The organism is Pirellulales bacterium (genome assembly GCA_019636335.1).
Lineage (GTDB): Bacteria > Planctomycetota > Planctomycetia > Pirellulales > JAEUIK01 > JAHBXR01.
In genome coordinates this window covers 123,054-137,667 of sequence record JAHBXR010000006.1, presented here as the reverse complement: position 1 = coordinate 137,667, position 14,614 = coordinate 123,054, and the positions used below count along the sequence as shown (strand labels likewise).

Here is a 14,614-nt window from a genome sequence, read left to right as displayed (position 1 = left end):
ACGCCGATGTCTGTGGCTGCCCACGCACATGCCCCTGATGACGCCCACGCGCATCATTTGAAGTTGGAGTATCAGCCGGCGCTGCCGTTGCCCAACGGCAAGCTGTTCATGTGGCTGTTTCTCTCGACGGAAATCATGTTTTTCGCCGCGTTGATCGGCACGTACATCGTGCTGCGATTCGGTGCTCCGGTCTGGCCGCAGCCGCACGAGGTACACCTGAGCGAGCCGATCGGCGCGTTCAACACGTTCGTGCTGATCTGCTCGAGCGTGAGCATCGTGCTCTGTCTCGAGGCTGCCAAGGCGAACAAGACCGGCAACGCGCGCTTCTGGATGTTGCTCACGTTCGTGCTCGGCTCGCTCTTCCTGGGCATCAAGGCGTTCGAGTACCAGGCGAAGTTCTCGCACGGTATTTATCCGGCCTTGCCACGCAGCCGCATCTTCGAGAAGCCCGACCTGTACTACGCCTCGGCGGTGCGACTGCGCATTCAAGACATCAGTGCCGAATACACGGCCCGCGAAACGGCCCTCGCGCAGCGCGAGAGCAACGCCTCGGGCGACGAACAGGCCGCGTTGACCCAGGAGAAGGAACTGCTCGCCAAGGAGAAGCAGTTCTTCGACGGGCTGGTGGCCAACGAGCTGGCGGCGGCCAACAATCCCGATGCCACGCAGGCCGACCTGGTGGCGCTCTCGGATCGTATCGCCCCGGCGCCGATCCCGGGCCAGGCCGATCATGCCCACGGCCTCAACGACGCACACCCCTGGCTCAAGATGCCGTTCGTGATTCCGGGCGGCAACATGTGGGCCAGCACGTATTTTCTGCTCACGGGCTTCCACGCCATCCACGTGGCGGTCGGTTTGTTCGTGTTTGCCTTGATGATCCCCATGAAGCTGGGCGTCGCGGCGGCCGTGGCGGTCGAGAACATCGGCCTGTACTGGCACTTCGTCGACCTGGTGTGGATCTTCCTGTTCCCGCTCTTGTACCTGTTCTAAGCGGCGCGCGAGCGTCTCGATCGAAAGAGAAAAACATGTCGGACCACGCAGTGCATGCGGACGCGCACGACGACCATGGCGATCATGGCGTGGCAAAATACGTCTATGTCTTCCTCGCCTTGTGCGTGTTGACGGGCGCTTCGTTTTTCACCTATTCGGAACTGTGGCCCTATCGCGATCTGCCGGCGGTAGGTTGGGCCTTCATGATGGCCGTCTCCTGCACGAAGGCCATGCTCGTGATCCTTTTCTTCATGCACGTGAAGTACGAGGCGAGCTGGAAATACGTGCTGACGATCCCGGCGGCGATCATGTCGGTCTTCTTGTTGCTCGCGCTCATTCCCGACATCGGTCTCCGCATGCGGCACTACTCCGACGTCCGTCTGCGGCATGTCGGCACGCCCGAGATTCAGAATCAATTGATCAACGTAGAACGGGCTCACGAAGCGGCCGAGCACGCGGGCGAACATCACGAGTAAGCCCGCCGCGAGCACGGACGCCTCGTGCCTTTCGTACCGTGCCATGAATAGCTCCGCGATCGAGGTTGTCGACGTCGTCCACGAATACGGCTCGCGCCGCGCGCTTGACGGGCTGTCGCTCGGAGTCGAGCAGGGAGAGATCTTCGCTCTGCTGGGGCCCAACGGCAGCGGCAAGACGACCCTCTTCCGGCTGTTGTCGACCTTGATTCCGCTCCAGTCCGGGGCGATACGCGTGCTGGGGGACGACGTGCGCCGCGAGACGAACCGTGTGCGCCGCAAGCTGGGCGTGGTGTTTCAGGCTCCCAGTCTCGATCGCAAGCTCACGGTCTCGGAGAACCTGCGCCATCAGGGGGCGCTGTACGGTCTATCCGGCAGCGTGCTTGCCCAGCGCGAGCGCGCGATGCTCGAACGGCTGGCGCTGGCCGATCGTGCCCGCGATCTCGTCGAGACCCTCTCGGGCGGATTGCGCCGCCGCGTGGAACTGGCCAAGGGCATGCTGCACGAACCACCCATGTTGATCCTGGACGAACCGAGCACGGGGCTCGACCCCGCCGCGCGAACCGACTTGTGGAATTACCTCGCCGAGGTGCGCCGCGAGGGAGTAACCGTCGTGCTCACGTCGCATCTGCTCGAAGAAGCGGAACGGGCCGACCGGATCGCCATCGTGGCCGAGGGGCGACTCGTGGCGCTCGACACGCCCGAGCGCTTGCGCGCCAGCGTCGGCGGCAACACGATCACGATCCAGACCGCCGAACCAGGAACGCTGGCCGAGCGTATCCGCGAGCGCTGGGGAATCGACACGCAGGTGATCGATGGCAGCGTGCGTCTGGCCCAGGAGGCCACGCACGAGTTGATCGCGCGCCTCGTCGAGGCATTTCCTGAAGAGTGCGATTCGATCACCCTGGGCAAACCCACGCTCGAAGATGTCTTCATCGCGCGGACCGGGCACCGCTTTTGGAATGCCGCGCGGGAGGTGGCCGTTGGTTAGTAGCATCGCCGATCGCCCCGCCGTTCGTCGGCCGGAGTACCCCGTGCGGCCGGCGGCGGTGGCAGGTTCGCTTGCCCGCCGCGAGTTGGTGCGCTTTTTCCGGCAACGAAATCGCGTGTTCGGCGCCCTGGCGCAACCGACGGTGTTTTGGATCTTGTTCGGGGCCGGGCTGGGGCCGACGTTCCACCTGCCGGGTATCGGTGGAGCCGAGCTGAACTATCGCGAGTTCTTCTTTCCCGGCACCGTGGTGTTGATCCTGTTGTTCACGGCCATCTTCACGTCGATCTCGATCATCGAAGATCGTCGTGAAGGTTTTCTGCAGTCGGTGCTCGTGGCGCCGATTCCGCGCTGGTCGATGGTAGTCGGCAAGCTGCTCGGCGGCACGGCGATCGCCTTTATCGAGGGGTTCTTGTTCCTGCTGCTCAGCTACACGACGGGCATCACGCCGGGGCCCCTGGCGCTGCTGGCCAGCACGCTGTTCATGTTTCTGGTGGCGTTCGCGCTCGCGGGGCTCGGATTCGTCTTCGCGTGGCGCACCGATTCCACGCAGGGCTTTCACGCCGTGATGAGCGTGGTGCTGTTTCCGATGTGGCTCTTGAGCGGCTCGTTCTTTCCGGCCGAATCGGGCCTGCTGGGCTGGATCGCCACGTTCAATCCGTTGACCTACGGCGTGGCCGGGCTGCGGCAGTTGCTCTACCTGGGACAGGCCGAACCGCCGTTGCCGCCCGGGTTGCCGAGCTTGACGCTCTGCCTGTTGGTGACGCTCGCCTTTGCCCTGCTGACTTTTGCCTTGTCCTGCCAGGTGGCGGGCAAGCGCACGACGGGAGATTTGCTATGAAGTGGAGATTGCTGGTCTGGGGCTTCGTCTTTCTCGCGATCTGTGGAATGTACGGCTTCAGCAAGTATCGGCGCGCGCAACAGCATCAGGCCGCGCTCGACAAGCTGCCCCCGCTGACGTTGAACGATGCGGTGAACGGCCGCCAGGTCGAACCGTTCGAGCTGACGCGCGAGTCGGGCGAAACGTTCAACACGGACAGTCTCGACGGAAAGATCTGGGTCGCCAGCTTCTTCTTCACGAGCTGCCCCGGCTTCTGCCTGAAGCAGAATCGGTCGATTGCCGATCTCACGGAAACGCTGGGAGACAAGGACGTCACGTTCGTGAGCGTCTCGGTCGATCCCAAGGTCGATACGCCCCCCGAATTGGTGAAATACGCTTCGCACTTCCAGGCCGATCCCGCGCGCTGGGTCTTCCTGACGGGCGACATGGACACGATCCGCAACGTGGCCAAGGATACGTTCCTCGTCACGGCCGACCGTGAAACGCATTCGGGCCGGCTGTTCCTCGTGGGGCGCGACGGCAAGATCGTGGCGAGTTACAACGGTACCGATCCGGTCGACATGAAGATGCTGTCCCGCGAGATCGACAAGCTCACGTCGGAGTCGACCTGATGCCCGAGGTTTCTACAGATGCGCCGGCAGCGTGGGTGCTGTGGCTTCCCACGGTGAACGCGGCCCTCAATTCGCTGGCCACGGTGTTGCTGGTGGTCGGCTATCGATTGATTCGCCAGCGTCGCGAGCAAGCCCACAAGCGTACGATGCTGACGGCGTTTGGCGTGTCGATCGCATTCCTGGCGTGCTACGTGGTGTACCACCTCAACGTGGGCAGCGTCCGCTTCGTGGGGCCGCAACCGGTGAAGACGGTCTACCTGGCGATTCTCGCCTCGCACGTCATTCTGGCGGCGACGGTGCCATTTCTGACCGTGGCGACGATCTACCTGGGGCTGAAAGACCGCCGGCAGGCCCACCGTAAAGTTGCCCGGTGGACTTTTCCGATCTGGCTTTATGTCTCGATCACCGGCGTGGTGATCTATCTGTTCCTGTACCACGTCTATCCTGCCCCAAGTCCCAGATCTATAATCCCTGAACCTGGGGTGACGTCGGTCGCACCGTCGGAGAATGCTCCGTCGGCCGTGCCGTGACGCCGCCTCGCAGGAGAGGAGAAAGCCCCCCATGTACCGATTGCGATCAGCCCAGCGCGTGCTGTTTGTTTTCGCCGTTGCCGTGCTGGTGACGAGCATGGTGGTCGACGAAGCGCTCGGTTGCCCTAGCTGCAAGCAGGCCTTGGCCGACAGCAAGGGGGGCAACATGATCGCGGGCTACTTCTGGAGCATCTTGTTCATGATGTCGATGCCCTTCACGCTGCTGGGGGGCTTCAGCGGGTATATGTACCTGCTGGTTCGTCGTGCCCGCAACCAGGCCAACAAGGCCGCGGCGTCGTCGGCTTCTGTGGAGCAACCCGTCGACGAGCTCGAGACGGTCGACGTCTGAGCGCCGCCTGCCATGCAGGCGCCGACTACGGCTCAAGGCACGGCTTCCTTGCCGGTGCCCGCTTCCGGGACGGTTTCGTCCGGATCCCAATATTGGTCCCAGCCCCGCCAAAGGCTGCGCGCGTAGCGGAAAAACCACAGTGGGAAGAGGACGCAGAACGCGGCCAGCGGCCACAGCATCTGGTCGGGTGAGATGCCAGCCAGGAAGAAGAGGGCGAAGAAGGTGACCACCAAGATCAAGGCGGTCAGCCCGTAGTTGAAATAGATGGCCCCCAGATAGTACCCCTGCTCGGGATGAAAGTTCAATCCGCAGGCGGGGCATTGCGGGTTCATTTTGAACCAGCCGCTGAAGAGTCTGCCTCGTCCGCAGGCAGGGCACACGAGACGTAGAGAACGCTGGAGTATCGTCCGAAATCGCATTCCATCCACCGGGATTGGCAGTCGATAGCTAGTTGACGCGGCGCGCAGTAAGATTGCCGCACGATTGCACGTCTCGTTCACCTCGACATGCCGCTAGCTCACTATGCGCGTCCTTGGCCGCTTTCTGCAACAGGTCGGCTTGATTGCACCGCCGATCTCGATCGTGCTGCAATTGATGAACGTCTTATCTTTGGGGCAGATGCTGACCGCCCTGGTGGCCGCCGTGTGCTCCTTCGGGATCGGTCGAATCCTGGAAGGCTATGCGCCTTCTTAGATCTTCTTCCTGGTGGTGCCGGCCGGCAGATTTTCCCCCTTGTGGTTTTGGCTCGATTTGGGGGATTTGCCCCCTCGCGATGGGGGGTGGCCTGCCTTTTCCCGTTTTCCCGATTTGCACCGGTCTCTATACTGAATTAGATCGCGCAAGTTGCGGCGGTATGCCCCGTTACGAAGTCCGAACGATCAGTCGGCAGCCCGGCGCAGGAGGCGGCGGTTCGTTATGGCACGGTGATGCCATCGTGGCCCAAGGATAAGGTGTCGAGCATGGGCTCTGTCTGCCGACCTGGGAGAGGCCATCCAGCGCTCTGGCTGGGTGTCGCGTGGGCGATGCTCTTATCGGGGCCGGCTGTCCAGGCTCAGCTCGGGCCGACGAGCCAGTACGAACTTTCTGACTCGATCTACCTCGACGAGGCCGATAGTGCCGCTCGACGGCACCTGACTCAGGTCGACGCCTTTCTGGCGGCGGGGCAGTGGGACGAAGCGATCGAGTCCCTCCGCCAGATCTCGTCCGAGCACGGCGACAAGATGGTCAAGCTCGTCGAGCGCCGTTATCTGAACGTGCGGGCCTACTGCCAGCTCCAGTTTTGCCGTATGCCGGCCGAGGCGCTCGCGCTGTATCGCAGCCGGGTCGATTCGCAAGCCCGCGAATGGTTTGAAGCCGGCGCGGCGCAACGCGACCAGGTCTTGTTGCGGCGCGTCGTCGAGCAGTTCTTTGCCAGCAGCTCGGGGGATGACGCGCTCGATGCACTGGCCGAGATGTGGCTCGAAGAGGGGGACTACGGAGCCGCCCGGGCCGCCTGGCGCAGGCTCGTGCCGCGCGAGGCGGGCATGCCTGCCGACAGCGCCGGCGTGACGACGGCGATTGCCTATCCGCAGACCGATCTGGATCCAGGGCGACTGCTCGCGCGGCTGACGCTGGTCTCGATTCTCGAAGGGGATCTGCCGCGTGCCGAGCGCGAACTGGAAGAGCTGCGCCAGCATCATCCCGGCTCGATGGGGCGTCTTGGCGGTCGCGAAGTGAATTACGTGAAAGGGCTCGCCAAGCTGCTCGAGGATAGTCGTGAGTGGAAGCCCGTGGCGGATGATCTCCCCTGGTCGACATTTGGGGGCTCGCCCGAGCGCACGAAGGTCATGCCGGTATTGAAGGATGTGGGCGCGTACCAGTGGAGTGTGCCGCTGTTGAACCATGCGTCGGAGCCGCTGGCGATGATCGCGCACGGGGCCTCGCAATCGCGTCCTGCCGAAAGCCACGGCCGCCTGCTGAGCTATTACCCGCTGGTGGCAGGCAACCTGGTGTTGGTGAACGACGACGCAGAGATTCGGGCGTACGATCTGGCCACGGGCAAGCCCGCCTTTTCGAACGCGGTGATCTTTTCTGCCGAAGAATCGGACAGCAAGTTCAAATACGGCGCGCGGCAACATCGACCGCGCCATCTGGGCGTGCCGCGTTTTACGATGACCGTCCACGGCAACAAGCTGTTCGCGCGGATGGGTTCGAGCATCACGGCGGTAGCGCCGGAGATCAATCCCCAGGTAGCGCCGGGGTATCTGGTGTGCCTTGACCTTGCGGCGCAGGGCCGATTGCTGTGGCGCTTGGAGCCAGGCGCCGAGAAATGGGCCTTCGAAGGCTCACCCATTTGCGACGGCAAGAACGTCTACGTCGCCATGCGGCGCAGTGATGTACGACCCCAGGCGCACGTCGCCTGCTTCGACGCCGAGACGGGCCAGGAACGCTGGCGAAGGTTTATTTGCGCGGCCGAAACTCCCGGTCGCGGTCAGATCAACGAATGCACGCACAACCTGCTCACGCTCCATCGGGGCATGCTCTATTTGAATACGAACCTGGGTGCCGTCGCCGCGCTGTCGTGTCAGGATGGGCGTGTGTCGTGGATTTCGCTCTATCGGCGGACGACCAAGGGAGACCTGAGCCAGCCGGCCTCGCACGTGTATCGCGATTTGAATCCTTGTATTTACGATCGCGGTCGGCTGTTCGTCGCCCCCTCCGATTCGGAGTTCATTTTTGCCTTCGATGCCGACTCGGGCGATCTGTTGTGGGACTCGCGCAGTGCCAGTGGCGCCGTCCACCTGCTCGGAGTTGGCAATGGCACGCTCTTCGTCAGCGGCGAACGGCTGGCTGGCTTTAACGCCGAGACGGGCAAGTTCACGCACGAGTTTCAACAGGAGAGGGGCTACGGACGAGGAGCCCTGGTAGGAGACAGTATCTACTTCCCCGTGCGAGAGGGGAGCCGGTTTGCATTGCGTATCGTCGATCAACGGCTCGACAAACAGGGAAAAACGCGGTCGATACGGACGATCTCGTTGAACGACAAAGCCACGAACGTGAAGGGCGAACAAGAAGAGGTCGCGATCACCAGCGGCAATCTGCTCGTGGCGGGAGATCGCTTGCTCGTGACCACTTCGGAATCGATCATGGCGTTCGGTCAATACAGCCGCACGCTCGACCGGGCGCCGAAACAAACCTCGCTCGGTCGCGTGGCCGAGCGACTGGTGGCCGACGTCTCCGCGCCGCAACCGGACGGCGCCGAATCGAGTTTCCCTCGCCGCCGATCCACTGCTCCGAGAGTTTCCTACCGCCCCGAGAGGAATTGATGTCGCCCGACGACGACTTGCAGGCCGTACAAAAGCTCCATGACGCCTACCGGCTCATCACCGCCGAGTTGTCGAAGGTGATCGTCGGCCAACAACACGTGATCGAAGAACTGCTCGTCACCATGTTCGCGCGGGGGCACTGCCTGCTGGTGGGGGTGCCCGGACTGGCCAAGACGTTGATGATCCGCGCGCTGGCGAGCACCCTGTCGCTCAAGTTCAATCGCATCCAATTCACGCCCGACTTGATGCCCTCGGACATTACCGGCACCGAGGTGATTCAAGAAGACAAGCAGACGGGCCGGCGCGAGTTCAAATTTCTGCCGGGACCGATCTTCGCGAACGTGATCCTGGCCGACGAGATCAACCGCACGCCGCCGAAGACGCAGGCCGCGCTGCTCGAGGCGATGCAGGAACAACAGGTGACCGTGGGGGGGGATGTCCACAAACTCGACGCGCCCTTTTTCGTGCTGGCCACGCAAAATCCGATCGAGCAGGAGGGGACCTATCCGCTGCCCGAGGCGCAATTGGATCGCTTTATGTTCAACGTCTTCGTCGACTATCCCGACGAAGACGACGAGCTGGAGATCGTGCGTCGCACGACCTCCGATCAGGGGAGCGGGATCGTGGCGTCGCTGTCGGCCGAGGAGATCATCGCCTTGCAGCAGATCGTGCGGCGCGTGCCGGTGGCCGAGCACGTGATGCGCTACGCGCTGCAGTTCACGCGGTTGACCCGCCGCGAGAAAGGTGACGTGCCCGACTTCGTACGCGACTACGTGAGCTGGGGCGCCGGACCGCGCGCCAGTCAGTATCTCGTGTTGGGGGCCAAGGCACGGGCCGTGCTGCACGGACGTTTCTACGCCAGTTGCGAGGATATTCGCGCCGTGGCGATGCCGGTCTTGCGGCATCGTATCATGACCAACTTCAACGCCGAGGCCGAAGGCATTCGACCCGACGACATCATTCGCCGCCTGATCGAGGTGATTCCGGGCGACGAGCAGGAAACGGGCACACGTGGAAGACTACCAGAAGTATTTAAGTCCGCAGACGCTGGCTAAGCTCCAGGGTCTCGAGCTGCGCGCCCGGCTGATCGTCGAAGGGTACGTGTCGGGCGTACACAAGAGCCCCTTCCACGGCTTTTCCGTCGAGTTCGCCGAGCATCGCGAGTACGTTGCCGGCGACGACCTGCGCCACGTCGACTGGAAAGTCTTTGGCAAGACGGACAAGTTCTATCTCAAGCAGTACGAGGAAGAGACCAACCTGGTCAGCTACCTGCTGCTCGACACCAGCGAGAGCATGCGTTACCAGAGCGCCGGCACGCCACTGTCGAAGCTCGAGTACGCCAAGTGCGTGGCCGCGTCGCTTTCGTACCTGATTCTACAGCAACAAGACAGCGTGGGGCTTGTCACGTTCGATCGCGAGATCCGGGCGCTGGTCCGCTCGAGCAGCAATCCCTCGCATCTGAAGCAATTGCTGCACGTGATGCAGGAGTCGGTACCCGAGCGCAAGACGGCCACCGGCCCGATCTTTCACGAGTTGGCCGAACGTCTGAAGAAACGGGGCATCGTGGTGATCCTTTCCGACTTGTTCGACGACATTCCGTCGATCCTGGCGGGGCTGAAGCACTTTCGCCATCGCCGCCACGAGGTGATCGTCTTTCACGTGCTCGATCCGGCGGAACTCGATTTTCCGTTCCAGCAGACGACGCTGTTTCGCGGGCTCGAGGGGTTGCCCGAGGTGCTCACCGATCCGCGTGCGCTGCGCAAGGCCTATTTACAAGAATTCGAACGCTTCGTTACCGAGGTGAAACGCGGCTGCCGCGCGCATCGCATCGACTACGTGCAACTGCGCACCGACCAGTCGCTCGATGTGGCCTTGTCCAGTTATCTCGCCTCGCGTCTCAGCCACCAGTCGTAATCCTTCCCCCGCACGCAGATGGTCACGCACGGAATATTGTTGGCCTTCGGATTCGGCAACCTGCTGATGCTGGGTTGGCTGGGCGCCGCTGCCATTCCGCTGATCGTGCATCTGTGGAACCGCCGTAAGTATCGCGAAGTATCTTGGGCGGCCATCGAGTTTCTGCTGGCCGCCATGCGACGCAATTCCAAACGCATTCGCGTCGAGCAGTGGCTGCTGCTGGCCGTGCGCACGCTGTTGATCGCGCTCTTGGTGCTGGCCTTGGCCGAACCTTACCTGCAACGGGTCGGTCTGCGGCTGGCCGCGGGCGAACGCTCGCACCGCGTGCTCGTGATCGACGGTTCGTACTCGATGGGGTATCGCCCCTCGGACCGGAGCCGCTTCGAACGGGCCAAGGAGCTGGCCGCACAGATCGTCGAAGAGGGCGCCCAGGGAGACGGCTTTTCGCTGATCGTGTTGGGCAAGCCTCCTCGCATCATCGTGGGCACGCCCGCCTTCGAGCCGCGCGCCATCCTCGAGGAGCTCGAGGGAATCGAGCTGCAGCACACGGCGGCCGATCTGCCGGCAACGTTCGAGAAGGTCGAAGAGGTACTCGTGCGCGCGCGGCGCGAGCACCCGCGCCTCGTGCGCGAAGAGGTCTATTTTCTCACCGATCTCCAACGCTCGACCTGGCTGCCCGACTTGGGGGCCGGTGAGGCCGCCACGGCTTTTCGCGGCCGGGCCACTCGACTCGACGAGAACGCCAATCTGGTAATCATCGATCTGGGGCAGCCGACGAGTGCCAATCTGGCGCTGGCCGACTTGCGCCTGAACGAGCCGCTGGCCACGGTCGGCCGCGACGTCACCATCGAGGCCGAGGTTGCCAGACAAGGCACTCAAGCAGGTGGCCTGCAATTGGTCGAACTGCTGGTCGATGGGCGCCGCGCGGGCGAAGCCCAACTCGACTTGAACGCGCCCGACAAGGCCGTTGCGACGTTCAACTATCGCTTCGACTCGGGGGGGGAGCACGCGATCGAAGTTCGCATCGCGGGCGATCCGCTCGACGTGGACAACCATCGTTGGTTGGCGCTCTCCGTCAAGCAGGAACTTCGCGTGCTGTGTGTGAACGGCAAGCCGGCCGGCGGCGCGTTCCAAGGAGCGACCGATTATCTCGTACGGGCCTTGTCCCCCAATGACGATCCCGAGCGGGCTTTCGTACGTCCCGAGGTGGTTCCCGAGAGTGCCCTCGTCGAGCGCGACCTGTCGCACTACGACTGTATCTTTCTGGCCAATGTCGGCCAGTTCACCCCCAGTGAAGCGCAAGTGCTCGATCACTATCTGCGTCAAGGTGGCGGGCTAGTATTCTTCCTGGGCGACCAGGTGCAGGCCGACAGCTACAACCGCCAGTTGTCGGGTGAAGGGGAGCAGAGCGTGCGCGTCCTGCCCGCGCTGCTGGGGCCCATCGCCGACGAAGGCAACTACCAGATCGATCCGCTCGACTATCGCCATCCGCTGGTCAGCGTGTTCCGCGGGCAGGAGCGGAGCGGACTGCTCACGACGCCGGTCAAGCGTTATTTCAAACTGAGCATGCCCGAGCAGTCGCGCGCCAAGGTGGCGCTAGGACTGGTCGATGGTGATCCGCTGATCGTGGAAGAGCCGATCCATCGTGGTCGCTCGATTCTCGTGGCGACTTCGGCAGATATCTCGTGGACGCCCATGCCGATGTGGGCCAGCTACGTGCCGATCGTGCAAGAGTTGGTCTCGGCGGCGGTGGGTGGTCAGCTTGGACAGCGCAACGTGCTCGTCGGGGCGTCGCTGGGTGGTGGGGGAGCGTCTTGGTCGGGCGATGCCACGGTGTCGCTGGTGCCGCCGGCGAATTCCGATACGGAACTGCCGCCGATCCGTGTGCCGGTTTCTCCAGGCGATGGTGTGTGGAGTTACTCGGATACCTATCGCAGCGGAATCTACGAGGCCCGATTCGCGGCTCCTGCCGCGACGCGGCAATTATTCGCGGTGAACGTCGACCCGGCCGAGAGCGATCTCACGCAACTCGAGGCCGAGGAGTTGCGGTCGGGCGTCTGGGAGGGGGTGGATCTAATTCATCAAACCACCTGGAAGGATCTCGACGAGCGTCCCCAGGGGGAGATCAGCCAGCGTAGCCGGCTGCACCGCTGGCTGTTGTATGGCGTGCTGGGGCTGCTGCTGACCGAGACTTACCTGGCGCGGCGTTTTGGGCATCACCACGTATGAACTCTTCCCTTCCGCCCTGGATCGAACGCCTACTCGGCATCGAAACGGCCGAGAGCGGGGAAGGTACGGCCTACACGCTCAATTCCGCCTGGAGTTGGGCCCCTTGGATCACGGTGCTCTTCGTGTTGTTCGTGGTCGGGTTCGTCGTCTGGAACTACGCTCGCGAAGGGGGTGAGGCCGGGCCCAAGCTGCGCACGCTGTTGGGAGGCATACGACTCTCGCTCTTCGCGATCTTGCTGTTCATGATCGCCGAAGTCGTGCTTTCGCTCGAGCGTACGGGGCTGCCCTACGTGGTCGTGCTCGTCGACGATTCGGCGAGCATGGGCGTGGCCGACCGCTATGAGGACGAGCGCGAGCGCGCGGCGTTCGAGAGCCGCGCCCAGGGGGTCGGAGCCGAGGAGCCGACGCGGCTCAATCTGGCCAAGTCGGTGTTGCTCGAAGACAACGCCGCCTTATTGCGCGGCGTCGATCGCGACTACAAGCTCAAGCTTTACACCGTCTCGACAGCGGCGCGGCAACAGCCCGGCACGGTGCAGGAGATCGAAGCGGCCGTGCGGCACCTGGAACCGACCGGCGAGTCGACGCGTCTGGGCGATGGCATTCAAAGCGTGCTCGCCGACTTGCGCGGCACGCCGCCGGCCGCCATGGTGTTGTTGACCGACGGCATCAACACGGACGGCGAGTCGCTGGCCGCCGCAGCGCTGGTCTGCCGGCGGAAAGGAGTGCCGCTCTACTCCGTGGCGCTGGGCAGCGATCGGCCGGTGCGCGATATCGAGTTATCTGATCTGCTGGTCGATGAAGTCGTCTTCGTCAACGATATCGTCAATTTCGAGTTCAAGCTGACGGCCACCGGCCTGCAAGGGCGCCAGGTCGAAGTGCGACTACGCGAAAAGAACGGCAGCGAGCCGTTGGCGCGGCTGCCGGTGACGCTGGGTGGCGATGGCGAACCGCAACGCGTGCGTTTGCCGTATCGTCCGACCGAGGTGGGCGAGTTCGAATATGTCGTCGAGGTCGACGTGCTCGACGGGGAGGCCCACGATCACAACAATGCCCGCGAGCGCGTCGTCAGCGTGCGCAAAGAACAGATTCGCGTGCTCTTCGTACAGTCGTATCCGAACTTCGAGTTCCGTTATCTGAAGCACATGCTGGAGCGTGACGGCACGATCGAATTGCACACGCTGTTACAAGAATCGGATCCGGAATACGCCGCGCAGGATCGCACGGCGCTGCGCACATTTCCGGCGCGGCGTGACGAGTTGTTTGCCTACGACGTGATTATTTTTGGCGACGTCGATCCCGCGTTTCTGAGCGGTTCGATGCTGGGAGACGTTTCGGCCTTCGTCAGCGAGAAGGGGGGAGGCGTGGTGTTTATCGCCGGCCCGCTCTTCACGCCGGGCGAATACCGTGGCACGCCGATCGATCCGCTGCTGCCGGTCGACCTTTCGTCGACGGGGAACGTCTTCGTCGCGCAGTCGTCGGACGAGGGGTTTCAGGTCGCGCCGACCGATCTCGGACTTGCCAGCCCGCAGATGCAACTCGGCGATACGCCGGCCGAAACCGAATCGATCTGGAAGAACCTGCCCCGCTTGTACGGGCTGTACGAGATGGCCGCCTTGAAGCCGGCGGCGCGGGTACTGGCCGAGCATCCCACGCGGCTGGCAGCCGACGGCACTCCGTTGCCGATCCTGGCGATGCAGTTCGTCGGCGCCGGCAAGGTGCTGTTCCACGCCACCGACGACACGTGGCGCTGGCGGTTCCAGGTGGGAGATGTCTATTTTGCCCGCTACTGGGTGCAGACGATCCGCTACCTTAGTCGTTCGAAGTTGCTGGGCAAGGATCGATCGGCCGAGCTGACAACCGACCGGCGCGAATACCAGCAGGGCGAGGTCGTTCGGCTGCGCGTGCGATTCGTCGATGAACGGCTGGCGCCGGCCAACGACGAGGGGGTTTCGGTCGTCTTGGAACAAGAAGGGCGGCAAAAGCGACCAATACAACTCCGGCGTAACGCCTCGAACCGCGGTATTTTTGAAGGGACGTTCTCGCGGCCGGTCGCGGGCAGCTACCACGCCTGGGTGGCCGAGCCGACGCTCGAGGGTCAGGCCCCGGCCACCGATTTCGTGGTGGTGGCGCCGCCGGGCGAGTTCGAGCAGGTTCGCACCGACCGTGCCGAGCTGGAACGAGCCGCGGAACAGACCGAAGGACGTACGTACGATCTCCATACGGCCCGCCGGCTGGTCGACGATCTGCCCCGCGGACGGCAGATTCCGATCGAGTCGTTGCCGCCGGTCAGCTTGTGGAATCGGTGGCCACTGTTGGCGCTATTCCTGGCGCTCATCAGCGGCGAATGGTTACTGCGGAAGCACCAGGGATTGATGTAAGTCGAG

At 63.2% G+C, this 14,614-nt stretch carries 14 protein-coding genes; 13 read left to right on the top strand and 1 reads right to left on the bottom strand.

The genetic code is table 11. The annotated features are described in order from the left end of the window. The first annotated feature begins 6 nt into the window (after window positions 1-6). From KF708_08270 to KF708_08240, 7 genes are read left to right on the top strand one after another with little or no spacing between them, the layout of a single operon-like run. The gene (locus KF708_08270) at window positions 7-990 is read left to right on the top strand and encodes a heme-copper oxidase subunit III (GenBank protein ID MBX3412668.1); all 984 of its coding nucleotides are present in this window, start codon (window positions 7-9) and stop codon (window positions 988-990) included. Between the two features lie 35 nt (window positions 991-1,025). Beyond that, a complete protein-coding gene (locus tag KF708_08265) occupies window positions 1,026-1,466 on the top strand; it encodes a cytochrome C oxidase subunit IV family protein (protein ID MBX3412667.1) in 441 nt (146 codons plus the stop codon). A 43-nt stretch (window positions 1,467-1,509) separates the two neighbouring features. Further along, window positions 1,510-2,454 carry an ABC transporter ATP-binding protein gene (locus KF708_08260; GenBank protein ID MBX3412666.1) on the top strand — a complete coding sequence of 315 codons (945 nt, stop codon included), beginning with the start codon at window positions 1,510-1,512 and terminating at the stop codon, window positions 2,452-2,454. Beyond that, the gene (locus KF708_08255; protein MBX3412665.1) at window positions 2,447-3,292 is read left to right on the top strand and encodes an ABC transporter permease; all 846 of its coding nucleotides are present in this window, start codon (window positions 2,447-2,449) and stop codon (window positions 3,290-3,292) included. Before KF708_08260 ends, KF708_08255 begins: the two co-directional genes overlap by 8 nt. Beyond that, a complete protein-coding gene (locus KF708_08250) occupies window positions 3,289-3,903 on the top strand; it encodes an SCO family protein (protein MBX3412664.1) in 615 nt (204 codons plus the stop codon). The genes KF708_08255 and KF708_08250 overlap by 4 nt, the downstream gene beginning before the upstream one ends. Beyond that, window positions 3,903-4,433: a DUF420 domain-containing protein gene (locus KF708_08245; protein MBX3412663.1), complete on the top strand. Its 531-nt coding sequence runs from the start codon at window positions 3,903-3,905 to the stop codon at window positions 4,431-4,433. Before KF708_08250 ends, KF708_08245 begins: the two co-directional genes overlap by 1 nt. A 31-nt stretch (window positions 4,434-4,464) precedes the next feature. Beyond that, a complete protein-coding gene (locus KF708_08240) occupies window positions 4,465-4,782 on the top strand; it encodes a hypothetical protein (protein ID MBX3412662.1) in 318 nt (105 codons plus the stop codon). Window positions 4,783-4,814: 32 nt separating this feature from the next. On the opposite strand, the gene KF708_08235 is transcribed toward KF708_08240, so the two are convergent. Continuing rightward, complete coding sequence (locus KF708_08235; protein MBX3412661.1) at window positions 4,815-5,114, bottom strand: DUF983 domain-containing protein; 300 nt, start codon at window positions 5,112-5,114, stop codon at window positions 4,815-4,817. 190 nt (window positions 5,115-5,304) lie between these two features. On the opposite strand from KF708_08235, the gene KF708_08230 reads away from it, so the two are divergent. The 6 genes from KF708_08230 (at window position 5,305) to KF708_08205 (ending at window position 14,608) form a co-directional block, all read left to right on the top strand. Continuing rightward, window positions 5,305-5,475 carry a hypothetical protein gene (locus KF708_08230; protein MBX3412660.1) on the top strand — a complete coding sequence of 57 codons (171 nt, stop codon included), beginning with the start codon at window positions 5,305-5,307 and terminating at the stop codon, window positions 5,473-5,475. 329 nt (window positions 5,476-5,804) lie between these two features. Further along, entirely contained in the window at window positions 5,805-8,087 is a 2,283-nt protein-coding gene (locus KF708_08225; protein MBX3412659.1) for a PQQ-binding-like beta-propeller repeat protein, read from the top strand. Continuing rightward, the gene (locus KF708_08220) at window positions 8,087-9,142 is read left to right on the top strand and encodes an AAA family ATPase (GenBank protein MBX3412658.1); all 1,056 of its coding nucleotides are present in this window, start codon (window positions 8,087-8,089) and stop codon (window positions 9,140-9,142) included. Before KF708_08225 ends, KF708_08220 begins: the two co-directional genes overlap by 1 nt. Further along, complete coding sequence (locus KF708_08215) at window positions 9,099-10,001, top strand: DUF58 domain-containing protein (protein ID MBX3412657.1); 903 nt, start codon at window positions 9,099-9,101, stop codon at window positions 9,999-10,001. Before KF708_08220 ends, KF708_08215 begins: the two co-directional genes overlap by 44 nt. Before the next feature lie 39 nt (window positions 10,002-10,040). Continuing rightward, complete coding sequence (locus KF708_08210) at window positions 10,041-12,230, top strand: BatA domain-containing protein (GenBank protein ID MBX3412656.1); 2,190 nt, start codon at window positions 10,041-10,043, stop codon at window positions 12,228-12,230. After that, window positions 12,227-14,608, top strand: coding sequence for a VWA domain-containing protein (locus tag KF708_08205; protein ID MBX3412655.1), 2,382 nt, complete (start codon window positions 12,227-12,229; stop codon window positions 14,606-14,608). Before KF708_08210 ends, KF708_08205 begins: the two co-directional genes overlap by 4 nt. Window positions 14,609-14,614 lie beyond the last annotated feature (6 nt).